The 22,948-nt window shown below is 70.1% G+C and carries 21 protein-coding genes; 14 read left to right on the top strand and 7 right to left on the bottom strand.

What is annotated here, in order from left to right; translation table 11 throughout:
* Positions 1–221 precede the first annotated feature (221 nt).
* From FGD71_RS46120 to FGD71_RS46115, 3 genes are read left to right on the top strand one after another with little or no spacing between them, the layout of a single operon-like run.
* Positions 222–1,031, top strand: coding sequence for an alpha/beta fold hydrolase (locus FGD71_RS46120; RefSeq protein ID WP_119106605.1), 810 nt, complete (start codon positions 222–224; stop codon positions 1,029–1,031).
* Between the two features lie 60 nt (positions 1,032–1,091).
* Positions 1,092–1,367 (top strand): DUF6368 family protein, encoded by a 276-nt coding sequence (locus tag FGD71_RS50360; protein ID WP_420878411.1) that lies wholly within the window; start codon positions 1,092–1,094, stop codon positions 1,365–1,367.
* Entirely contained in the window at positions 1,283–1,633 is a 351-nt protein-coding gene (locus FGD71_RS46115; RefSeq protein ID WP_478131759.1) for a DUF6368 family protein, read from the top strand. Before FGD71_RS50360 ends, FGD71_RS46115 begins: the two co-directional genes overlap by 85 nt.
* A 24-nt stretch (positions 1,634–1,657) precedes the next feature.
* Here the strand turns inward: FGD71_RS46115 and FGD71_RS46110 are convergent, their stop codons facing one another.
* On the bottom strand, positions 1,658–2,305 hold the full coding sequence (locus FGD71_RS46110) for a TetR/AcrR family transcriptional regulator (RefSeq protein WP_119106603.1): 648 nt from the start codon (positions 2,303–2,305) through the stop codon (positions 1,658–1,660).
* Positions 2,306–2,418: 113 nt separating this feature from the next.
* Between FGD71_RS46110 and FGD71_RS46105 the strand changes: the two genes are divergently transcribed.
* The 3 genes from FGD71_RS46105 to FGD71_RS48145 all read left to right on the top strand — a co-directional run bounded on the left by FGD71_RS46105 (position 2,419) and on the right by FGD71_RS48145 (position 6,960).
* Entirely contained in the window at positions 2,419–3,852 is a 1,434-nt protein-coding gene (locus tag FGD71_RS46105; protein ID WP_119106602.1) for an MFS transporter, read from the top strand.
* A gap of 158 nt (positions 3,853–4,010) precedes the next feature.
* Positions 4,011–4,415 (top strand): four-helix bundle copper-binding protein, encoded by a 405-nt coding sequence (locus tag FGD71_RS46100; protein ID WP_119106601.1) that lies wholly within the window; start codon positions 4,011–4,013, stop codon positions 4,413–4,415.
* A 526-nt stretch (positions 4,416–4,941) separates the two neighbouring features.
* Complete coding sequence (locus FGD71_RS48145) at positions 4,942–6,960, top strand: serine/threonine-protein kinase (RefSeq protein ID WP_119106600.1); 2,019 nt, start codon at positions 4,942–4,944, stop codon at positions 6,958–6,960.
* Positions 6,961–6,993: 33 nt separating this feature from the next.
* Here FGD71_RS48145 and FGD71_RS46090 read toward each other — a convergent pair whose 3' ends face one another.
* Complete coding sequence (locus FGD71_RS46090; protein ID WP_119106599.1) at positions 6,994–7,317, bottom strand: PepSY domain-containing protein; 324 nt, start codon at positions 7,315–7,317, stop codon at positions 6,994–6,996.
* A gap of 106 nt (positions 7,318–7,423) precedes the next feature.
* Positions 7,424–8,011 (bottom strand): HD domain-containing protein, encoded by a 588-nt coding sequence (locus FGD71_RS46085; protein ID WP_181359407.1) that lies wholly within the window; start codon positions 8,009–8,011, stop codon positions 7,424–7,426.
* Positions 8,012–8,232: 221 nt separating this feature from the next.
* On the opposite strand from FGD71_RS46085, the gene FGD71_RS46080 reads away from it, so the two are divergent.
* Positions 8,233–9,411, top strand: a complete 1,179-nt coding sequence (locus FGD71_RS46080) for an aminotransferase class V-fold PLP-dependent enzyme (RefSeq protein ID WP_119106597.1) — start codon at positions 8,233–8,235, stop codon at positions 9,409–9,411.
* Between the two features lie 93 nt (positions 9,412–9,504).
* Here the strand turns inward: FGD71_RS46080 and FGD71_RS46075 are convergent, their stop codons facing one another.
* Positions 9,505–10,551, bottom strand: a complete 1,047-nt coding sequence (locus FGD71_RS46075; RefSeq protein ID WP_119106596.1) for a LacI family DNA-binding transcriptional regulator — start codon at positions 10,549–10,551, stop codon at positions 9,505–9,507.
* A gap of 120 nt (positions 10,552–10,671) precedes the next feature.
* Here FGD71_RS46075 and FGD71_RS46070 point away from each other — a divergent pair, with 120 nt between their 5' ends.
* From FGD71_RS46070 to FGD71_RS46055, 4 genes are read left to right on the top strand one after another with little or no spacing between them, the layout of a single operon-like run.
* Entirely contained in the window at positions 10,672–11,850 is a 1,179-nt protein-coding gene (locus FGD71_RS46070; RefSeq protein WP_119106595.1) for a phytanoyl-CoA dioxygenase family protein, read from the top strand.
* Between the two features lie 16 nt (positions 11,851–11,866).
* Positions 11,867–12,628: an SDR family oxidoreductase gene (locus FGD71_RS46065; RefSeq protein ID WP_119106594.1), complete on the top strand. Its 762-nt coding sequence runs from the start codon at positions 11,867–11,869 to the stop codon at positions 12,626–12,628.
* A gap of 31 nt (positions 12,629–12,659) precedes the next feature.
* Positions 12,660–13,664, top strand: a complete 1,005-nt coding sequence (locus FGD71_RS46060) for a Gfo/Idh/MocA family protein (protein ID WP_119106593.1) — start codon at positions 12,660–12,662, stop codon at positions 13,662–13,664.
* Complete coding sequence (locus FGD71_RS46055; RefSeq protein ID WP_119106592.1) at positions 13,661–14,680, top strand: Gfo/Idh/MocA family protein; 1,020 nt, start codon at positions 13,661–13,663, stop codon at positions 14,678–14,680. The genes FGD71_RS46060 and FGD71_RS46055 overlap by 4 nt, the downstream gene beginning before the upstream one ends.
* Before the next feature lie 87 nt (positions 14,681–14,767).
* Here FGD71_RS46055 and FGD71_RS46050 read toward each other — a convergent pair whose 3' ends face one another.
* Positions 14,768–15,655: a sugar phosphate isomerase/epimerase family protein gene (locus FGD71_RS46050; protein WP_119106591.1), complete on the bottom strand. Its 888-nt coding sequence runs from the start codon at positions 15,653–15,655 to the stop codon at positions 14,768–14,770.
* Between the two features lie 157 nt (positions 15,656–15,812).
* Positions 15,813–17,054: an ROK family transcriptional regulator gene (locus FGD71_RS46045; protein ID WP_119106590.1), complete on the bottom strand. Its 1,242-nt coding sequence runs from the start codon at positions 17,052–17,054 to the stop codon at positions 15,813–15,815.
* Positions 17,055–17,258: 204 nt separating this feature from the next.
* Here FGD71_RS46045 and FGD71_RS46040 point away from each other — a divergent pair, with 204 nt between their 5' ends.
* Genes FGD71_RS46040 through FGD71_RS46030 form a run of 3 tightly spaced genes read left to right on the top strand, consistent with a single transcriptional unit; the run spans position 17,259 to position 20,490 of the window.
* Positions 17,259–18,629, top strand: a complete 1,371-nt coding sequence (locus FGD71_RS46040; protein ID WP_119106589.1) for an ABC transporter substrate-binding protein — start codon at positions 17,259–17,261, stop codon at positions 18,627–18,629.
* A 7-nt stretch (positions 18,630–18,636) separates the two neighbouring features.
* Positions 18,637–19,587, top strand: coding sequence for a carbohydrate ABC transporter permease (locus tag FGD71_RS46035; protein WP_420878413.1), 951 nt, complete (start codon positions 18,637–18,639; stop codon positions 19,585–19,587).
* Entirely contained in the window at positions 19,588–20,490 is a 903-nt protein-coding gene (locus FGD71_RS46030; protein WP_119106588.1) for a carbohydrate ABC transporter permease, read from the top strand. It begins immediately after the preceding gene.
* Positions 20,491–20,581: 91 nt separating this feature from the next.
* Here the strand turns inward: FGD71_RS46030 and FGD71_RS46025 are convergent, their stop codons facing one another.
* Complete coding sequence (locus FGD71_RS46025) at positions 20,582–22,891, bottom strand: peptidoglycan recognition protein family protein (RefSeq protein WP_181359408.1); 2,310 nt, start codon at positions 22,889–22,891, stop codon at positions 20,582–20,584.
* Positions 22,892–22,948: the final 57 nt, after the last annotated feature.

Raw genomic sequence — 22,948 nt, 5'->3', positions numbered from 1 at the left:
AGGGGGTTCGGGGGGTTCGGGGGGTTCGGGGTCTGGGGTCCGGGCTTCGGGGTCGGGGGTCCCGGACCCGGGACAAGGAGGGCACTGGCTGCTCAGGCCGCCCGCCGCAGCGCAGGCAGCCGTTCCAGACCTGTGGGACGGTGTCAGTACGGGGGGAGGTTCGGGGGTTCGGGGGTTCGGGGGTGTGGGCTCTCCACTGAAGGCGTTCCAGGAGGCCGGGCGTGGGCGAAACGATCGAAACCGATGCCGGCGGGATCTGGGTCGACCGCCGAGGCGAGGGGCCCGACATTCTCCTCGTCGCGGGGCTCAGCGACCCTGCCGAGGCGTGGCAGGCACAGCTCGACGGGCTCTCCGACCGCTACCGAGTGACCGCCTACGACAACCGCGGCACCGGGCGCACGCCACTGCCGGACGGCCCCCTGTCGGTGCCCGGGATGGCGGAGGACGCGGCCGCGGTGCTGCGCGCGCTGGAGATCGGCTCCGCGCATGTCATGGGCTTCTCGGGAGGCAGCCGTATCGCGCAGGAGCTGGCGCTCAACCATCCACAGCTCGTCCGCAGCCTCGTCCTGATGAGCACATTTGCCCGTCCCGACGCGTACTTCCGCTCGATGACGGGCTTCTGGCACTGGATGGCCGAGCGCGCTCCGGACGAGCGCGCCATGCTGGAGGCGTTCCTGCTGTGGATCTACACGCCGCGGGCGCACGCCGACGGGACGGTCGACCGGATCATCGAGGAGACGCTGGCCTTCCCGTATCCGCAGTCCGTCGAGGCGTTTCAGCGTCAGCTGGCACCGTTCAGGACCCATGACACGCTCGACCGCCTGTCCGAGATCACCGCGCCGACACTCGTACTGGCCGGTGAACTCGACATCGTCACGCCACCACGCCACGGGCGCGAGGTCGCCGAGAGGATCCCGGGAGCGCGGTTCGAGTTGCTGCCCGGCGAGGCCCATCAGCCCTTCCAGGAAGTCCCGGATGCCTTCAACGCACGGGTCGACGCCTTCTGGCGGGAGATCCAGGCCCGGGGCTGAGAAGCGCCCCGCAGGATTCACCGGTTGGGGTGTTCGACTCGGCTCGTCAGGCTCCCGGGCATGGGGGGTCCGGTGTTGGTCATCGAGCTGGCGGAGGCGGTGCCCGCCCCTGCCATGGAGCGGCTCCGCGAGTTCCTGATGCGGTCGTCGACACGCTTCGAGGAGAAGCGCGTCGGTCAGTACGACGTTCATGTGCGGGCTGAGGCCTTGGGCGTTGCGGAAACTGGTGGAGCCGACGGCGGCGGCCATTCCTGGTCTCGCTCATGGGACCCGGGATCGGCGACGAGGCGATCTTCGAAGCTGAGCACGCCGACGAAGCCGATCGGAAACCCCTGATCGGCTTCACTCCCACTCATGCCGTGGACGTCATCGCTTACTGCCACCGTCCGGTCGACCACGTCACCACGGCCCTGTTGACGGCCGCCGTCATGTACGTGATCGGCGGCGTCGCGAACGCCGAGTTGCGGGACGACCAGGTGCCACTCGTGGCAGGCCTTCCGGGAACAGTCGCCACGACAACCGATCCCTGGCCGCCTGCCTACGGCTCAGCGGAGTTCCTGAGGGCATGGGCCCGGCAGCCTGGATTCCGGCTTCTGAAGTAGCCCTGTCTTCTGAAGTAGCCCTGTCTACTGCCGTTGCGGGCTGTAGTACCCCAGGAACATGTCCACGCCGCTGACGATGAGGCGGTCCGTGAGGCCGTCCTCGACGTGGGCGCCGTACGTGCTGAAGACCATGTGAGGGAAGACCAGCAGCGCGTACAGCTGGATGATCGCGGCCTCCAGATCGGGAATGGCCAGCCGGCCCTGGTCCGCGAGCGCGCGCAGGGCGCCGGCGACGGCCGGGTGGTGACCCTCCGGACCGTGCCCCTGCCACGCGTGGCCGAGCTCGGGGAAGCGGTGCTGCTCGGCGGCCACCAGGTTGCGCAGGGCGATGACGTCCTCGTTCGTCCTGACGGCGTGCACCCAGGCGCGGGCGGCGTCGATGAGGGCCGTACGCAGGTCCTCGGCCTCGGCCAGTTCTTCGAGTGCGGCCGATGTGGCGTGGCCGAGGGGCTCGTCCAGGGCGCTCGTGATGACCGCGGTGAACAGCGCTTCCTTGCTCCCGAAGTGGTTGTAGACGGTCACCTTGGACACGCCTGCCTCGGCGGCGATGACGTCCATGCCGACACCGAAGCCGTCCCGCAGGAAGAGCTCGCGCGCCGCCCGGACGATGGCCTGCCGCTTCAGTTCGGCGCGAGGCCCGCTGGGGGGCTGCCTGACACTGTCCACGCTCATGAGTCGATCCTAGCAATTGGCTGAACTGAACAGTTGAGTTCATATGTACTGGGCCGTACAGTTCAGTTGTGGCGGAAACAGGATGCGTCCGCCCCTCGCGACAAGGACACGTCATGACTCATTCCACGAGCACCGCGCACCACGGACAGGACCATCACGGGCCACCGGCCGACCCTCGCCGCTGGGCGGCGCTGGCCCTGATCTGCGTCGCCCAGTTCATGCTGATCCTCGACGTCACCGTCGTGAACGTCGCGCTGCCCGACATGGCCGCCGACCTCCACCTCGACCGGGCGACGCTGACCTGGGCGGTCACCGCCTACACCCTGTGCTTCGGCGGTCTGATGCTGCTCGGCGGCCGACTCGCCGACGCCCTCGGCGCCCGCCGCACCCTCCTCGCCGGGCTCGCCCTCTTCACCGCCGCCTCCCTCGTCACCGGACTCGCCGGAGGCGCGGCCATGCTGCTCGGCGGGCGCATCGCCCAGGGCGTCGGAGCCGCCCTGCTCTCCCCCGCGGCACTGTCCATCGTCACCACCACCTTCCACGGCACCGAGCGCAACAAGGCACTCGGAGTGTGGGCCGCCATCGGCGGCTCGGGCGCGGCCGCGGGAGTCCTGATCGGCGGCGCACTGACCGACGGCCCCGGCTGGCAGTGGGTCTTCTACATCAACGTGCCGGTCGGCCTCGCCGTCCTCGCGGCCCTGCCCGCGTTCGTCCCCGCCCGTGCCCCGCAGCCGGCCCGGCTCGACATACCCGGAGCACTGCTGGTCACCGCGGGCACCGGCCTGCTCATCTACGGCCTGGTGGAGGCGGGTGACGCCGGCTGGGGCGACGCGGCCACGCTGCTGCCGCTCGCCGCCGCAGTGGCGCTGTACGCGGGGTTCGCCGTGGTCGAACGGACGGGCCGGGCCCCGCTGATGGACCTGAGGATGTTCACCCGGCGGCCGGTGCTCGCGGGCGCGTTCCTGATGCTGATCGCCACCGCGCTGCTGATCGCGTACTTCTTCCTCGGCTCGGTCTACCTCCAGCACATCCGGGGCTTCAGCCCGCTGAAGACCGGTCTGCTGTTCCTGCCCGTGGCGGTGGCGACCGGCCTCGGCGCCCACCTCGCCTCCCGGCTCGTCGGCCGGATGGGCAGCCGTGCCGTGGCCGTGGGCGGCATGGCGGTCGCCGCCGTCGGATCCGCGCCGCTGACCGGGCTGTCCGCCGACGGCAGCGTGTACGCGGGTCTGCTGCCCGGCTTTATCGTGGCCTCCTTCGGCCTCGGCTCGGTCTTCGTCACCGCCACCACCACGGCGCTGGGTCTGGTGGAACACCATGAGGCGGGCCTGGCCTCCGGAGTCGTCAACACCTTCCACGAGGTGGGCGGTTCGATCGGCGTGGCGGTCGTCTCCACGGTCGCCGCCTCGGGCATCGAATCCGGCTCCGCCGGCGGCTTCACGGATGCCTTCACCGTCTGCGCCGTCGCGGCTGCCGTGAGTGCCGCGGTGGCCCTGGGACTGGTGCCTCGCGGCAAGCCGCAGATGACCGGGGGCCCACACGTGCACTGACAGCGACCGAGGCCTCCGGTGTCGCGCCGCGAGGTACCCCGAGACCATGCGGCCCGGCGCGTTTGCGGCACCCCGTCGTGGCTAGTCGCCAAGTGTCGGAGCGGAAGAGGTGTGGCCGCCCGGCCCGCCGCCTCCGGCAATGAAGGGAGGAAACGGTCATGACCTCAGTCAAGGACATGCTCGCCACCTACCCGGCCGACCTCGGCGACGTCGACCGCGAGAAGCTCACCCGCTGCATCGAGGAATGCATCGCCTGCGCCCAGGCGTGTACGGCCTGCGCGGACGCCTGCCTGTCCGAGGACATGGTGGGCGACCTGGCCAAGTGCATCCGCACCGGCATGGACTGCGCCGACATCTGCAACACCACGGCGTCCGTCCTGTCCCGCCACACCGGCTACGACGCCAACATCACCCGCGCGATCCTCCAGGCGTGCGCCACCGCCTGCAAGGCATGCGCCGACGAATGCGGCCGCCACTCCGAGATGGACCACTGCCGCATCTGCGCCGAAGCCTGCCGCTCCTGCGAACAGGCATGCAACGAACTCATGCGGGCCCTCGGCTGACCCACTGCGCGTGGCCGCCGCACTGCGGTGCGGCGGCCCGCCTGCGGATGCGCGGTACGAGACGGAGCGGCCGGGCGGGGCCGGGCGCCCCGTCTGGTACCGGGCGGCCGTGCGGGGCCGGGCATCCCGTCTGGTACCGGGCGGCCGTGCGGGACCGGTCGCGCGCCGCCGTCGGATGGTCACCACCTCCGACGTCGCAGGACGGGCCGGCTGCCCCAGCCCGTGAGCCTCGATGGCCTGCCACTGCCCCGGCAGCGCGGCGGCGACATCGTCGCGGGCGGAGCCCGGCGCCGGCGGGCAAAGCGACATCTCGGCGCGCACCCGCAGCGGCCAGGAGCAGCGGCCCCCATACGTCATCCACCGCCCTCCCCCGGCACCATCCACTGGATGCCCAGTAACCCGCTCGCAACCCTCAACTCGGCGCCGGGTAGCGTCCTTTCACGTCAAACGGAAGCTCATAGGCAGCCGACTCGTGACCTTCGTGGCGGAGAGTGGGGCGGAGCGTCGACCGAGGGGAGACAGCCAGATGACGAAGCCGGCGACAGGCGACTTCGATGCCGGCTCCGGTGGAGTCGGCAACAGAATCGGCCGGTACCGGCTGCTCAGAACCCTCGGCACCGGAGGCATGGGCCGGGTCTGTCTGGCGCGTTCGGAGGGCGGGCGCACGGTCGCGGTCAAGCTCATCAAGCCGGAGCTGGCCGCCGAACCCCAGTTCCGCGAGCGCTTCCGGCTGGAAGTGGAGGCGGCGCGCAGGGTGAGCGACCGCTGGACGGCGCCGGTCCTCGACGCGGACACCGAGGCCGAAACGCCGTGGGTGGCCACCGGCTACATCGCGGGGCCCTCGCTCGAACACCTCGTCTCGCCCAGCGGGCACGGCCCGCTGCCCGCCCTGTCCGTACGCACCCTCGCCCATGGACTCGCCTGCGCTCTGCTGGACATTCACGGCGCCGGACTGGTCCACCGGGACCTCAAGCCCTCCAACGTCCTCATCACCATCGACGGCCCCCGGGTCATCGACTTCGGCATCGCGCGGTCACTGGACGCGGTGCCCGGGTCGACGCTGACCAGCTCGGGCATGGTGGTCGGATCGCCCGGCTTCATGTCGCCCGAGCAGATCAGGGACGAGCCGGTGGGCCCGGCCGCCGATGTCTTCTGCATGGGAGCGGTGCTGGCGTATGCATCGACCGGGCAGACGCCGTTCGGCGTCGGCGGTTCCGGCGGCGTTCACGCCGTGATGTTCCGCATCGCGCATGAGGAGCCGGACCTGACGGGGATCGAGGAGCCGATGCGGGGACTGATCACCGACTGCCTCGCGAAGGATCCCGCGGCCCGGCCGACTCCAAAGGACGTGATCGCGCGGATGCAGCCGGTGGCGACCGGCACCTCGTCGCCGCCGTGGCTGCCTGCCCAGATCATCGCCGAACTGGGACGCAGCGCCGTCCAGTTACTCGACACGGATACGCCGCCGCATGCGAGCGCACCGCCGGCACCGGCCTGGGGCGCCTCCGCCTCGGGCGCCTCCGCGCCGGCCGCCTCCGCACCGTCACCCGCCGCTTCCCCGGTGACCTGGGAGGAACCCCACGCGACGGAGCACTCGGAGCGGTCGGAGTGGGGGACGGAGGTCGTGCCGAAGCCGGGCCTCAGGCCGGCTGAGCCGGCTTCGTCGCCGCGCCCTCGTCGCGCGGGCAGGGGCCGACGGGCCGCGATCGCGCTGGGGGCCGCCGCCGTGGTGGCAGGAGCCGCGTTCGCCGCGTCGTCCGCCGGTCTGCCACTGCCCTACGGGGGCACGGACTCCGGCTCCGGCTCCGGCTCCGACGCCGGCACCGGCTCCGATGACGAAGTCGGCCCGGCATCCGATGTGCCCAAGGAGTTCGTGGGCATCTGGGCGGGCGAGGTCGAACGGGACGGGGAGCCCACCGGTCAGTACCGCCGGTTCGCCGTCTCGCCGGGGCAGTTGGGCGAGGTCGTCGCCACCAGTATCAGCGTCGGCCAGAACTACGAGTGCAAGAGCGACGGCAAACTCGCCGCCAAGCCGTCCGGCGGCGGGGGCGGGGGCGGCGGTACGTCACTGCGGCTGGACACCAAGGTCGTCAGCAGCGTCCCCAAGGGCACATGCTCGGCCCTCGGTGAACATGTCCTCTCCCGGACCGCCGCCGACTCACTCCGCTGGGAAGCGGCGGGGCGTACCGCCGAACTGCACAGGATCGATGGACCGGAGAAGCTCCCCGAAGAACTGCTCGGTACCTGGCAGCGTCCCCTGGCGAACGGTGGCACGCAGCGGATGACCGTCGAGCAGAAGGCGGTGGGCAGCCCGGCCGTCACGTTGGTCTCGGACGGCGGTGGCGAGCACTGCGAGGCCGGCATGAACCTGGTCTCCATGGGGGAGGCGGACAGTCCGGTACGGCTCGCCCCGCCCGCGGTCGACTGGGCCAAGTCCTCCGGCCTCTGCCGCAACGGCGGCTCCTCCACAGTGCGTACCGAGGGAAACACACTCGTGCGTGAGCTGGCCAACGGCCAGCGGCTCACATATACGCGGCTGCCCTAGTCACCGCTCCGGGCCCTCGTCACCGCTCCGGCCCTATTCACCGTTCTCGCCCTCATGGTCCGCGATGCTGCCGAGCACCTTGAAGTCCTTGTTCAGGTGCACATCGGTCTGCTTGCCGTCGCCCAGGGTGACCTCGACCTCGTAGTAGCCCTCCTCGTCGCCGACCTCGGTGCCGGTGACCTTGCCGCCGTCGGTGTGGGCGAGCGCGGCGGCGCTCGCCTTCTCGAGTGCCGCACCCGTGATGGGCTGTTCGCCGTCGTCGTCCCCGCCGCCTGTCGCCACGGCGATGCCGGTGCCCGCGCCGACGAGGGCCGCCGAGAGCGCGGCCGCGACGATCCACTTGCCCCTGTGCTTCATGTCGGCTCCTCTCCACTACGGGCCACCGGTCGACCGTGCGGCCCACCTGCGCATTCAGCATGCGCCACACACGCTGAACAGACGCTGAACAGACCTGAAGACGGATTCAGCCCCGCTCCGAGCCACGCGTCGGCTGACTGCCTGCTGAGACCTGCGCCAGTCGATCCTCGACACGCTTCGCCGCCGCGTGCATTTCAGGAGCCGCGCGCTGAATGAACCGCCCGACGATCGTGTCCGGGCCGTACCGCCGCACGATCTCGTCCAGCCGGTCCGCGGGCGTGGTCTGCGTCCCGTCGGGCGTCGTCGTCACGTCGCAGTACAGCAGGGCATCGACCAAGTCAGGACGCTCCAGCTCGAACTCCCCCTCCAGCTCCGGCCTCAGCCCGCGCTCCTCGGCTTCCAGCAGGGCGCAGGAGTGGTGAGCCACGAGCCGTACGACCCGTTCGTCCGCCCCCTCCCGGTCTCGCAGGAACCGCGCGCCGTCCAGCGGGTGAAAGCCGGTGAGGGCGATGGCCGGCGCATACCCGATGTCATGCAGCACGGCCGCGGCTTCCAGCAACTCGGCATCGTCACCCATGATCGGGCCCAGGGAGCGAGCGCGCCGGGCGACCCCCTGCGAGTGCGCCCACCGACGCGGGAGCGGATCCGACAGCAACGATTCGGAGAGCGAGTACGCCCACTCAGTCAGTCCCATGGCGGCCAAGACTACGGCCGTCCCGTTCCAGCGGCGGCGCGCCGACCTCGGATTCCAACAGGGCCGACTGTGCTGAATGAAGGCCGCTTTGGGAAGGTGAAAGCAGAGCCGCACCCGCACAGACGACCCGCACCGTACAGAGCAGACCCGCACAGCACACCCGCACCGTACAGAGCAGACCCGCAGCGCAGAGTCGCACCGTACAGAGGGGAAACAAGGGCATGGACATCGAGGCATTGCGCCGGGACACCCCGGGCACCGCGAACCGGATTCACCTCAACAACGCGGGGGCCGGCCTGCTGTCACGGCGGACCCTTGAGGCCATGACCGCCCATCTGGAGCTGGAGGCCGCCATCGGCGGCTACGAGGCCGCGGACCAGGAACGGGACCGGATCGACGCCACCTACGCGCACATCGCCCAGCTCGTGGACGGCCGGCCCGACGAGGTCGCGCTGTTCGACAATTCCACGCACGCCTGGACCGCCGCGTTCTCCTCCTTGACCTTCAAGCCGGGCGACCGCATCCTCACCGGCCGGGCCGAGTACGGCAGCAACGTCCTCGCCTATCTGCAGACGGCCCAGCGCACCGGCGCCGAGGTCGTCGTCGTCCCCAACGACGCGTCCGGACAGCTCGACACCGCCGCCTTGGCGCAGCTCATCGACGACCGGACCAAGCTGGTCGGCGTCAGTCACGTCCCCACCGGCGGCGGGCTGGTCAACCCGGCGGCCGAGATCGGCCGCATCACCCGAGCCGCGGGCGTGCCCTTCCTCCTCGACGCGACCCAGTCCGTCGGCCAGTTCCCGGTCTCCGTGGCCGAACTCGGGTGCGACATGCTCACGGCCACCGGCCGCAAGTTCCTGCGCGGGCCCCGCGGAACGGGCTTCCTGTGGGTGCGCCCCGAGGCGCTGGAGTATCTGGAGCCGCACTCCATCGAGATCGCCACGGCCACCTGGGACGGAAAGCGAGGCTTCACCTGGCAGGGCGGCGCCCGGCGCTTCGCGACCTGGGAGACCAGTTACGCCAACGTGCTCGGCCTGAGCGCCGCCGTCCAGCAGGCCCTGGAGATCGGCATGGACGGGATCGGCCGGCGTGCCATCGAGCTCGGCGCCTACCTGCGCGACCGCCTGGACGCCGTGCCCGGCGTCACCACGTACGACCTCGGCCGGCAGCGGTGCGCGATCGTGACCGCCAAGGTCGACGCCATGCCCACCGCGGAAGTCGCCGCCGCGCTCGCCGAGCACCGCATCAACGTCACCACCACCGACCCGACGCATGCCCAGTTCGACACCGAGGACCGGGGAGTCCACCCGCTGGTGCGGCTCTCGCCCCACTACTACAACACCGAGGGCGAACTCGACCGCGCCGTCGAGGTCTTCGCCAAACTCGCCGCACCACGCTAGGGCCGCCCAGCCCACCCGTCCCACTCCACTCGCACACGCACCGCCACTCGCACACGCACCGGCACTCGCACACGCACTCGCGTGACGAAGTCCCTACGCGACGAAGGGCATCGGAGACACCCCGGGCGGCATGTTGTAGGGCGTGACCACCTGGATCGCCGAGGGCAGGGAAGGTCCCTCGTCGGGCAGGGCCTTGTGCGCGCGCATGATGACCTGGCAGGCGCGGCGCATGTCCTGCCGCAGGTCGTGATGGAGAACAGCGGAGAGGCGGTGTTCGCGCAGGAGCCGGGTGTTGTCGTGGTCCAGGTCATGGGCGATGAACACCGCGCACTCACGTCCGAGCGTGTCGAAGGCGTCGAGGGTCGCGGCGTTGCCGCCACCGATGGAGTAGACGGCGTTGATGTCCTCGTCGCGCTTGAGCGCCTCCAGGACGAGTTCACGCTGGGTGGCGTCCAGCCCGTCGCTGTCGGTGACCTCCACCAGGGACCGTTCGGGATTGGCGACCCGCATCGCGCTGCGAAAGCCCATCTCGCGTTCCTCCTCACCCCGGAAGGAGCCGCGACTGATGGTGGCCAGCACATGGCCGGGCCGGCCGCCGAGCCACCGCTCGACGAGATAGGCGGCGGTGGCCCCGGCCGCGCGGTTGTCGATGCCGACGTACGCCATGCGGGCGCTGCTGGGCAGGTCGGTCACCAGGGTGACGACGGGGATGCCGACGGCGACCAGCCGGCCGACGGCGGCACCGACCTCCGGCAGATCCGGGGCTTTGAGGATCACTCCCTGCGAACCCCGCTTGGCGATCTTGTCCATGGTCGCGATCAGCTCCGAGGCGGGGCAGGTCTCCCGGAAGTGGAAGCGCGAGCGGACCACGGCGGGGTGCAGGGACGGGAGTTCGGCTTCCAACGCGTCGCGTACGGCGGTCGAGAACCGCTCCGGTGTCTGCATCACGATGTCGATCATGAAGGTACGTCCGCCGATACGGACCTGGGTCCGCTGGCGGTCCAAGTCCTTGATCGCCTGACGCACCTCCATCACGGTGCTCTCCCGTACGCCGCCCCGGTCGTTGAGGACCCGGTCGACGGTGGCCTCGCTGAGTCCGGCCTGGCGGGCGATCTCCCTGATCGGAAAGGGGTGCCGCATGACTGTTCCCGAAGGTAGGTGAACTTGATGATGGACTTTTGATGGGTATCTGCGGATTGAATGATGGGGGTGCGTTCATAAGACTGGCAGAAAGGAAAGCACTGCGAAAGGACCCTCTGGATGGCCCCCAAGGACGCGGGATCACGGACTTGGCTGAGTGAGCGCGACTGCGATCTCGATGAGTTCCGCTCGCTGGTCGGGCAGAGCACCGACCTCAGCGACCATCCCTCGGCCGATGGGGTGGAGCAGAACGTCCCGGTGTACGACAGTGACCGGCTCCGTGACCTGACGGCCTCCTCCGGGGGACGCCGAGCCGTGCGGACCGAGCTGGTGAGGGCCATGCTCGACGGGCCCGGAGTCGTGGTCCTCAAGCGTGCGTTCCCGGATCCCGTCGTCGTGGACCGCGCCACCGAGGCCTTCACCGCGCTGATCGAGGAGGAGCGTGCCACGGGTGCGGCGCGCGGTGACCACTTCGCCGAGCCCGGCGCCAACGACCGGGTGTGGAACGCCCTGGACAAGGTGGCCGTGCGCGCTCCGGAGGTGTTCGCCGACTACTACGGCAACGACATGCTGGCGCTGGTCTCCGAGGCCTGGCTCGGCCCCGCGTACCAGGTCACCTCGCAGATCAACGTGGTCAACCCGGGCGGCGCCGCGCAGCGCGCCCACCGCGACTACCACCTGGGCTTCCTCTCCCAGGAGCAGGCTGCCGCGTACCCGGCGCACGTCCACCGCCTCTCCCCCGTACTGACCCTGCAGGGCGCGGTGGCGCACTGCGACATGCCGGTCGAGTCCGGTCCGACGCTGTACCTGCCCCACTCGCAGAAGTACGAGCCGGGCTATCTGGCCTGGCGGCTCCCGGAGTTCAGGGCGTACTTCGAGGAGCACCACGTCCAACTCCCGCTGGAGAAGGGCGACGCGGTGTTCTTCAACCCCGCGCTCTTCCACGCCGCCGGCCACAACCGCACGGCGGACATCAAGCGCATGGCGAACCTGCTGCAGATCTCGTCCGCCTTCGGCCGCGCCATGGAAACAGTGGACCGGGAGGCGATGGTGATCGCGCTCTTCCCGGTGCTGCTGCGCCGCCGGGCCGAGGGCGCCTCGGAGGACTGGCTGCGCCACGTGGTCGCCGCCACGGCCGAGGGTTACCCCTTCCCCACCAATCTGGACCTCGACCCGCCGGTCGACGGTCTCGCTCCGCCGTCCCAGGCGGACACCGTCTGGCAGGCCATGACCGAGGGCTGGACCCCAAAACGGCTGCACCAGGAACTACAGGCGGCCGCCAAGCGGCGCCACGGCTGAAGGAGACACAACACTGATGGGACTGCTGGAGGACAAGGTCGTCCTTGTCAATGGCGGCAGCCAGGGCGTGGGCGCGGGCATCGTGCGAGCGGCGATACACGAAGGCGCGACCGTCGCCTTCACGGGACGCCGAGCCGAGATCGGCGAGGAACTCGCCAAGGACACGGGTGCGCACTTCGTCCGCGCGGACCTGGCGGATCCCGCCCAGGCACGCGGCAGCGTCGAGCAGGTGGTGGCCGCGCACGGCCGCGTCGACTGCCTGGTGAACGCGGCCGGACTGACATCGCGCGGCTCGCTGCTGAACACCACGCCGGAACTGTTCGACGCACATGTGGCGATCAATGTGCGGGCGCCGTTCTTCGCGATGCAGGGGGCGGTGGCCGACATGACGGCCCGTAAGGCACCGGGAACCATCGTCAACATCATCTCCAACTGTGCGCACGGCGGCCCGCCGCACCTGGCGCCGTACTCCACCGCGAAGGCGGGGCTCTCGGGCCTGACGCGCAACGCGGCCCACGCGCACCGCTGGGACCGCATCCGGATCAACGGCCTGAACATCGGCTGGACCGACACCGAGGGCGAGGACGCGACCCAGCGAGCCTTCCACGACGCGGGTGACGACTGGCTGGAGAAGGCCGCCGCGGCACAGCCGATGGGCAAGCTCGGCCAGGTAGACGAGATCGCCGACTTCGTCGTCTTCCTGCTCTCCGACCGCAGCGGCGTGGTCACCGGATCCGTGATCGACTGGGACCAGATCGTCTTCGGCGGCACCGACTGAACCGCCCCCTTGGGCTGAAGGAGCAAGATTCATGCGTATAGGCATCATGGGGCTGGGCCGGATCGGCGCGTTCCACGCGGCAACCCTGGCCGGTCTCGACGCGGTGGACTCCCTGGTGGTCACCGACCCGGTGGCCGCGGCCGCCGCCTCCGCCGCCGAACGGTTCGGAGCGAGGGCGGTGGGCTCTCCCGCGGATGTGTTCGCCGCCGGTGTCGACGGCGTCGTGATCGCCGCCGCGACCGACGCGCACCCCGAGCTGATCCTCGCCGCCGTCAAGGCAGGCGTCCCCGTCTTCTGCGAGAAGCCCGTGGCCAAGGGCGTCGAGGAGAGCCTTGAGGTGCTGCGGGCGGTCGAGGGCAGCGGCGTCGAGGTCCACATCGGCTACAACCGGCGTTTCGACGCGGGCTGTGTCGCCGCCCGCAAGGCCGTGGTGAGCGGCGAGCTCGGCGCGCTGCACACCGTACGGTCCACCACCCTCGACCCCGCCCCTCCCCCGGCGGCGTACGTGGCCGTGTCCGGCGGCATCTTCCGCGACTGCAGCGTGCACGACTTCGACATCGTGCGCTGGGTGACCGGCCGCGAGGTCACCGAGGTGTACGCGACGGGCGGCAACCGGGGCGCGGAGTACATCCGCGAGGCGGGCGACGTCGACACGGCGTCCGCGCTGCTCACCCTCGACGACGGCACCATCGCCGTCATCTCCAACTCCCGGCACAACGCCCGGGGTTACGACGTGCGCCTGGAGCTGCACGGCATGAAGGACAGCGTTGCCGTGGGCCTGGAGGACAGGCTGCCGCTGCGCTCCGTCGAGCCGGGGGCGACCTTCCCCGCGGGCACGCCGCACGACTTCTTCATGGACCGCTTCGCCGACGCCTACCGCGCCGAACTCACCGCGTTCACCGAGGTCGTGGCGGGCGGCCGCCCCTCCCCCTGCACGGTGGCGGATGCCATCGAGGCGAGCTGGATCGCCGAGGCGTGCACGCTGTCGCTGCACGAGCACCGGCCCGTACGTCTGGAAGAGGTACGCAAGGTATGACGGGTGAGCCGCTGCGGATCGGTGTGCTGGGCGCGGCCCGGATCGCCGAGCTCTCGATCGTCGGCCCGGCCCGTGCCGGTGGCCATCGCCTGGTCGCGGTGGCCGCCCGGGACCGTGACCGTGCCGCTTCCTTCGCGCAGCGGCACGGTGTCCAGCGGGTCGTGGGCTCGTACGCCGACCTTGTCGCCGATCCAGAGGTCGAGGTCGTCTACAACCCGCTGGCGAACGGCCTGCACGGGCCGTGGAACCTGGCGGCCCTCGCCGCGGGCAAGCACCTGCTGACGGAGAAGCCGTCCGCGAGCAACGCGGAGGAGGCGGCCGAGATCCACGAGGCCGTCACCAAGGCGGGCACCGTCTTCATGGAGGGCTTCCACTATCTGTTCCATCCGGTGACCCGGCGTCTGCACGAACTGCTGGACAGCGGGGAGTTGGGCGAACTGCGGCACGTGGAGACCGTGATGGCCATGCCCGCGCCGGCGGACAGCGACCCCCGGTGGTCGTTCCCGCTGGCGGGCGGCGCCCTGATGGACCTGGGGTGCTACAGCCTGCACGCCCAGCGGATGCTCGCGCCCTGGGCGGGCGGCGCACCCCGACTGGTGGCCGCACAGGGTGGCGAGCGGCCGGGCGTGCCCGGGGTCGACGAATGGCTGGACGCCGACCTGGAGTTCCCGAGCGGTGCGACCGGTACCGCCCGCTGCCACATGGCTTCCCCCGACCGGCAGTTCAGCTGCCGGATCGTGGGCAGCCAGGGCGAGGCCACGGCCGTGAACTTCGTCCAGCCGCACCGGGACGACCGGGTCGTGGTCCGTACGGCCTCCGGGGAACGCACCGAGGAGCTCGGCCGCCGCTCCTCGTACACCTACCAACTCGACGCCTTCGCCGCCCATCTGCGCCAGGGCACACCCCTCGCCCTCGACGCCAAAGACGCGCTGACCACCATGCGCCTCATCGACGACTGCTATCGGGCGGCCGGGTTCCCGGTCCGGCCGCGCACGGTCCTTCCGACGTCGTTGTAAAAGGCACATGTAAAGGCAACGGGAGAGGGCGGTACCTGTCCGGTACCGCCCTCTCCCGTGTGGTGGACGACCTGCCCGGTACAGCGGTTACGCGGCGCCGCGCAGCACCGCGCGCAGATGCTCGGCGCTGGCCCATACGTCCTCGACCGGGCCCTTTTCCTTGGGTTCCTCGGTGAGGATGGTGTCCTGTTCCAGGACGTACCAGCCGTCGTACCCCCGTGCGCTGAGGTGGGTGATGATGGCCTGGACGTCGACGTCGCCCGCGCCGAGCGGTCGGTACATGCCCCCGCGTACAGCCTCGGTGTAGGTGAGCCGGCCGGACTGCACCTTGGCGGCTAGGGAGGCGTCCACGTCCTTCATGTGGGTGTGGGCGATACGTTCGGGTGCCTGGCGGGTGAGCTCGGCGGGGTCGGTGCCGCCGATGAGCAGGTGTCCGGTGTCGAGGCACAGGGAGATCGCCGAGTGCTCCAGGACCCGCTGGACCTCCTCACCGTTCTCGATCATCGTGCCGACGTGCGGATGCAGGACGGCGCGTACGCCGCGTTCGGCGGCCAGGGTCGTCAGGCGGTCCAGGTTGGACAGCAGCAGCTTCCAGCCGTCGGCGTCGAGTTCGGGGCGGGAGTCGTAGCCCTCCTGGCCGGTGACGGCCGACAGGACGAGGACGTCCGCCCGGGAGGCGGCGTAGCTCTCCAGGAGCTGCTCCACCTCGGGCAGCGGGTCGTGCCCGGGCACGTGCAGCAGGAGCGGGGTGAAGCCGCCGACGGCCTGAAGGTCGTGGTGGGCGAGGACCTGGGCCATGGCCTCGGGCGCGCCCGGCAGGAAACCCTCGGGGCCGATCTCGGTGGCGGCCAGGCCGACCTCCCGCATCTCCTTCAGTACGCGTTCGGGCGTCAGCTGGTGGCCCCATCCAGGGACTTCGCACACACCCCAAGAGATGGGCGCGCCGGCGATCCGGTTCAGGGAGGGGGTGGTCATACCGTGGCCTTTCGGTGGTTCCAGTGCGGGTCGGCGACAGCCATCCGGTGTGGGGTGAGGACCGCAACGTTAGGTGCGCTCCGGCGGACTACTGAAGAGGTGAAAGCCATCATTAGTCCATCATTGGGGCCGACTTTTTCCCATCATCACTCTGTGATCACAGCAACTGCTCACCCAGGAGCATCTGCCAGCCCGGGCTGTAGTTGCCGTCGAGAACCAGTGACGCGGCCCCGACCGCGCCCACCGCCTCTCCGATGAGGCTCGATTCCACCGAGACCGTGCGCACGGCGCGGGCGATGGAGCGCCCGTTGACCACCGTGTCGACGGTGGCGCGGACGATCTCCTCGATACATCGCAGCGACTCCCCGCTGAGCACGATGCGGCTGACGTCGAGCAGGTTGACGGTGCTCAGCGCGGCGTGTCCGATGTGTTCGGCCGCTCGCCGGATCTCCTGTACCGCGCAGGCGTCGTCCTTGGCGGCCGCCGCGCACAGTCTGCTCCAGTCGGTGCGGGTCTCCTCCCGGGTCAGTGTCAGACCAAGGCGTTCGGCCCCGGCGAAGCCGTGCCGCTCGGCGAAGCCCGCGAGGACCGAGTACGGCGCGGCGTACGCCTCGAGACAGCCGTGCGCCCCGCAGTGGCAGGCGTTGCCGCCGGGCTCGACCAGGACATGCCCGAACTCGCCCGCGTTGCCTGAGTCCCCGCGCAGCACCGCGTCGGCGAGCATGATTCCTCCTCCGATGCCGGTGCCGACGTAGACGAAGAGGAAGCTGCCGGAGCGCTCGGCGCCGCCTGCCCATCGCTCCCCGATGGCGGCGGCCGTCGCGTCGTTGTCCATGACCACGGGGAGTCCGGTCGACCGGCCGAGCAGGTCGACCAGGTGGACGTGGTGCCAGTCGGGCAGGTTGGGCGGGTCCAGCACCATGCCGCGCCCGCCGTCGATGGGTCCGGGTACGGCCACACCCACACCGAGCACCCGGTCCCTGCCCACACCGGCCTTTTTGATCAGGGAGTTGACCGTCCTGCCCAGCGTTCCCGCCAGCCGGCCGGGATCACTGCGCGCGGTGGTGCTCAGCCGGCGCCGGCGCAGGACCCGGCCGGCCAGGTCCAGCAGGACCGCGACGGTGGAGTCGGGGTCGAGGTGGATGCCGACGGCGTACGCCGCGTCCGCGCGCAGCGACAGCAGGGTGCGGGGCTTGCCGCCCTGCGAGGGGGCCTGGCCGGTCTCCTGGACCAGCCCTTCGTCCAGTAGCCGGCGCACCACGTTGGAGACCGTCTGGCTGGTCAGCCCGGTGCCCTCGGCCAGTTCGACCCGGCTGACGGGCGAGCGCCTGCGCACCGCGTCCAGGACGACGGCGCGGTTGTAGTCCCCCACCCGCGGGAGGTTGGTCCCCGTCCGCATGTCCCTTCCACGCCTCCTGTCTCCTGCGTTCCCCGCAGGCCGCCCGCGCCTCACCGAGGGTACGCACGCGCCCATGCGCTGGTGAATTGAATAACCAATGTGATGCAGACCAGTTGACTTCATCAATCCAATGGATTTACTTTCGGCCGCACAGTTCGCGCCAACTCCCTTGCCCAGCAAGGGCCTTCTCCTTGCGAGGAGCACATGAACGCGCACGTCAGAGCACTGTTCGCCGTCACGCTGACCGGGGCGCTCGCCCTCGGGCTCACCGCCTGCGGAGGCTCCTCCGGGGAATCCGGCTCGGGCGACACGATCAAGGTCGCGTACTGGCGCCAGGTGGACAACAAGTCCCGGGTCATGGACAACTACCTGACGCTGGTGAAGAAACAGTTCGAGAAGGCCAACAAGGGCAAGAAGGTCGAGCTCGTCCCCATCCAGGCCTCGGAGAACGACTACTACTCGAAGATCCAGCTGATGATGCGCTCCCCGCGCACCGCCCCCGACCTGGTCTACGAGGACACCTTCCTGATCAACGCCGACATCGCCAGCGGCTATCTGCTCCCGATCGACGACTACCTGAAGAAGTGGAAGGACTGGGGCCAGTTCGTCGACACCGCCAAGGCCGCCGCCAAGGGCCAGGACGGCAAGACGTACGGCGTCCCGGACGGCACCGACACCCGCGGCCTCTGGTACAACAAGGAGCTCTTCGCGAAGGCCGGGCTGCCCACCGACTGGAAGCCGAAGACCTGGGACGAGGTGCTGGACGCGGCCCGCACCATCAAGAAGAAGCTCCCCGGCGTCACCCCGATGAACATCTACACCGGGAAGGCCGCGGGCGAGGCCGCGACCATGCAGGGCTTCGAGATGCTGCTGTACGGCACCGGCGAGGACCCGTTGTACGACCCGTCGGCCAAGAAGTGGGTCGTGGGCAGCAAGGGCTTCAAGGACTCCCTCGGTTTCGTGGACACGGTGTTCAAGGAGAAGCTGGGCCCCGACGTCGAGGACGCCCTCGACGCCAACTTCGGGAGCACGGTGGCGACCGAGCTGCTGCCGGCGGGCAAGCTCGCCATCGACCTCGACGGGTCGTGGATGGGCAACAACTGGATCGAGACCGGCGCCAAGCCCTGGCCGGAGTGGGACAAGGTGCTCGGCACCACGTCCATGCCGACCCAGACCGGCCAGTCCCCGGGCACGGTGACGCTGTCCGGCGGCTGGACCTGGGCGATCCCCGCCAAGTCGAAGAACCCCGATGTTGCCTTCGACTTCATCAAGTCCATGCAGACCAAGGACAACGCGGTCGAGTACTGCATCCGCAACGCGGGCATCGCGGTCCGCAAGGACGTCGCCGCCGATCCGCGGTACCAGAAGTCCATGCCCGGGGTCGACTTCTTCACCGGTCTGGTCCAGTACACCCACTACCGCCCGGCGCTGCCGGTCTACCCCCAGGTGTCCACCGCCATCCAGGAGGCGATGGAAGCGGTGACGACCGGTCAGGCGAGCCCGGAGAAGGCCGCGTCCACCTACGACGAAGCGGTCAAGAGCGCCACCGACGGAGCAGTCGAAAGCCGTGGGTGACCTCACGGTGACGACGGCGGTGCCCGGCAAGGGCGCGGGAAGGCGGCGGACCGACGCCCGTCCCCCGCGCCCCGCCGGGCCCCTCTCCCCCGCCGCGCGAGCCCGCCGGTCCCTGCTGCGCGGGCTGCCGGTGCTGCCCTCGGTGGTCCTGCTGCTGCTCTTCCTCGCGGGCCCGATCGCGTACTGCGTGTACTACGCGTTCACCGACATGCGGCTCACCGGAGCCTCCGGGGCACGCTTCGTCGGGTTCGACAACTTCACCAAGGCGTTCGGCGACCCCGACTTCTTCAACGCGGTCTGGCTCACGCTGGTCTTCACCGTCGTGTCGTCGATCATCGGCCAGAACACGCTGGGCCTCGGGCTGGCCGCACTGCTGCAGAAGGCGTCGCGGGGAGTGCGCTCGGTCGCCTCGACCCTGGTCCTGGCGGCCTGGGTGATCCCCGAAGTCGTGGCCGCCTACCTGCTGTACGTGTTCTTCCGCAAGGAGGGAGAGCTCAACTCCATCCTCTCCTTCCTCCATCTGCCGCAGCAGAACTGGCTGTACACGCTGCCGATTCTCGCCGTCTCCGTGGCCAACGTCTGGCGGGGGACGGCGTTCTCCATGCTCGTCTACTCCGCGGCGCTCAAGGAGATCCCCCAGGAGATCACCGAGGCCGCGGAGGTGGACGGCGCCGGACGGTGGCACCGGTTGTGGCACATCACGCTCCCGATGATCCGCCGCTCCATCGGCACCAACCTGATGCTCAACACCCTGCAGACACTGTCGGTGTTCGGTCTGATCTTCGTGATGACCCGCGGCGGTCCGGGCAACAAGAGCCAGACCCTCCCGCTGTACATGTACGAACAGGCCTTCCAGAACAGCCTGATCGGCTACGGCACGGCCGTCGCTCTGATGCTCCTGGTGGTCGGGGCCCTGTTCTCGGTGCTGTATCTGCGTCTGCTGCGGACGGAGGTCTGAATGGCCGTCATCGCCAGTCCCAAAGCCGCGCCGCCGCCGCGCACCCGACGGGGCGGCGGCGCGCTCGGAGCGCGGCACCGCTCCCGCCGCAGCACCGAACGCGCCGTGGTGAACGCGCTGTTGCTGCTGATCGCCCTGTGCTTCCTGGCGCCGCTGCTATGGCTTTTCCTGGCCTCGGTGAACGGCACGGCCGGCCTGAGAATCACCGCACCCGACCCCATGACGCTCGACAACTTCCGTGCCGTACTCACCACGGACATCACCTATCTGCCCATGCTCAACGGCCTGGTGCTGTGCGGCGGGGCGACCGCGCTGTGCGTGACGGCCTCGGTGCTGGCGGCCTATCCGCTCTCCCGGTACGAGTCGCGGTTCAAGCGCCCGTTCCTGCTCACCATCCTGTTCGCCACCGGGCTGCCGATCACCGCCGTGATGGTGCCGGTCTACGGCATGTTCGTCCAGGTCGATCTGATCGACACCATGTACGGCACCATCCTGTTCCTCGGAACGTCCTCGCTGCCGTTCGCGATCTGGCTGACCAAGAACTTCATGGACGGCGTGCCGCTGGTGCTGGAGGAGGCGGCCTGGACGGACGGCGCTTCGGGCATGCAGACCCTGCGCCGGGTGGTGCTCCCGCTGATGTGGCCGGGTGTGACGGTCGTGACGATCTTCACCTTCATCATGATGTGGGGGAACTTCTTCGTCCCCTTCTTCCTGCTCCTCTCCCCCGACCAGCAGCCCGCCTCGGTGAGCATCTTCACCTTCTTCGGTTCCCGCGGAACGGTGCAGTACGGGCAGCTCGCGGCCTTCTCGATGCTCTACTCGATGCCGGTGATCCTGCTGTACGTGGTGATGTCCCGGCTGATCGGCGGCGGTTCGGCACTCGGCGGGGCCCTGAAGGGCTGACCCGTGCGCATCCCGGGCGCAGGCCGGCACGACTCCGGGGCCGTATGCCCCGGCGGGAGGGGCTCGGTGCCACCCCCGCCGGGCCCGGGGATCACTTGATGTAGACGAGGCCGTCGGTGGTGATGGTGGGGCGGCCGCTGGTGCCGACCACGACGATCTTGACCTTGTGTTGTGCACTGCTGGACCAGGACTTGGTCCAGATCGCCTGCCGGTACTGGGTCGTTGCGGACTTCAGGTCGACGGTCGCGACCTTGGTACCGTCGACGTAGACGTATGCCTGGCCGGAGCTTGTGGCGCGGGAGACCACCCAGGAGGCGGAGCGGCCGGTGAAGGTCCAGGTGAGACTGGCGCCCTTGGAGCCGCTGGAGTAGGACTTGCCGCCGAGGTAGCTGGTGGAGGAACGGGTGGTCCAGCTGCCGGACTTGGTGGCGGCGCTCTCCTGCAGGATCACGGGGGTGTAGGAGGGGGAGGACGTGCGGTAGTTGCCGGCGTAGTCGTAGGCCCGCATCGACCAGGTGGTGGCGGCGCCGGACGTGGCGGTGCGGTTCGAACCGGTCGTGGTCGGGCCGAAGGTGGCCGTGGTCGGGGCCAGCAGCTTCACTTCGCGCAGGGCCTTGTCGTCGGTGGCCTTCCAGCCGAGCGTGACCGGAACGGCACTGGTGCTGACGGTGCCGGTGCGCAGGGAGAGCTTCGGGGCGGTGGTGAAGGTCGGCGCGGTCGTCTCCGCGACGACGCTCAGCGCGGCGGTCGTCGCGGTCTTGCCGGACTGGTGCACGGCCCGCACGGCGACGGTGTGGCTGCCCAGGGCAAGGGTGGCACTGGCGGAGGTGGCGGTACGCGAGGCGGTGGCCACGGTCCTGCCGTCGACCAGCAGCTCGAACCTGGAGATGAGCGAGGACGGAGTGCTGTCCGTCCAGTGCACCGTGACGGCGCCCTTGGTGTAGTACGTCGAGCCCGAAAGGCCCGCGCCGCCGACGGAGGTGACCTTCAGGCCCTGCACCGGGCCGGCGGCCCAGGTACGGATGGTCGGCAGCTGGGTGTAGAGGGAGCCGCCGGGGCACTGGGTGTTGTAGCCGTCGCGGTGGCCGGAGATCCGGTGGAAGGTGTACCTGCTGCCCGAGGTGAAGCTGGTGCCGAAGTAGTTCTTCTGCATGGCGCCCGCGGTGAGCTGGACGGTCCCGGCCGGGTCGGCGCCGTACTGGCCGAGCTTCCAGGCCGCCACACGGGCGGCGGAGGTCAGCGCGGCGTTCGTGGCGCCGGTCGAGGTGTAGTCACCGAGCACCGCGATGCCCGTGGACTCCCGGTTCCAGCCGTAGGTGTGCGCGCCGAGCACCGGCAGGTCGACGCCGCCCTTGCGGCCCTCGAAGACGGTGCCGCACTTGTCGACCAGGAAGTTGTAGCCGATGTCCTTCCAGCCGTTGACCTGCACGTGGTAGGCGTAGACGCCCCGCACGATCGACGCCGAGTCGGCGCAGGAGTAGGTGTTGCTTCCGTCGGTGTGGTGGACGAAGACGGCTTTCACGTCCGCGTTGTACTCCGGCGCCTCGGGGCTGATCGACTCGTCGGCGCCCCAGCCGGCGCGCGAGGTGATCGGCGGTTCGGGCACCGTGGACGGCGGCGCGGAGGGCGCGGTGGCCGACGGAATCGCGGAGGCGCTCGTCGAGGGGGACGCGGATGCCGAGTCGGTGGGGGTCGCCTCGGGCGTGGTGTCCGTGGGGGTCGCCTCGGGTGTGGTGTCGGTCGGGGTGGTCTCAGGTGTGGTGTCGGTCGGAGCCGGCGATGCGGTGGTCCGGTCGTCCGTCGGCGTGGCGGTGATGTCGTCGGAGGGGGTGGCGGAGTCGGTGATCGTGGCGCTGGGGCTCTCCTCGGCGACGTACGCCACGGGCTCGGCCGCGGTGCCCGTGGACTTGGTCTCGGCGTCGGTCACGACGCCCGGGTCGACCAGGTTGACCTCAAGTCCCTTGGGCAGCGCACCGGTGGTGCCGTCCTTGCGGACGACCTGCACCTGGACGCCGTCGGAGGAGCCGACCCACAGCGGCTCGGACGCGCCGCGCACCTCGGGGCCGGGGTTGTCCAGCGGGTCGACGTTCACTTCGAGGTCCCGCCAGGCACTCCACGCGCCGGTCCCACGGCTGCGGGTGCGCACCTGCGCCGTGCCGGGGAGCCGCTTGGCTCCCCCCGTCCAGGAGACGCCGAGCATGGAGAACTGCTCGGTGCCCGTACGCGGCAGCTCCCGCCTGTCGCCCGCGGTGCCCTTCAGGGCGAGGTCGTAGACCTTCACCGGCCGCTTGGCCCGGCCCGCCGCGTCGGCATCCCCCGAGGGACTCGCGACGGCGTAGGTCACCACGCCCCCGCCACCCAGGATCACGGCACCGAGCGTCAGCCACGACCGCCGCTTCAGGCTCAAGGATCTATGCGCACGCGACGAACGACGACTCACGACGTCTTCCCCCCAATG

Source organism: Streptomyces sporangiiformans (assembly GCF_005768555.2).
Classification (GTDB): Bacteria; Actinomycetota; Actinomycetes; order Streptomycetales; family Streptomycetaceae; genus Streptomyces; species Streptomyces sporangiiformans.
Note: the sequence above shows the minus strand (reverse complement) of the source record. Positions and strands in the feature narration are given on the sequence as shown.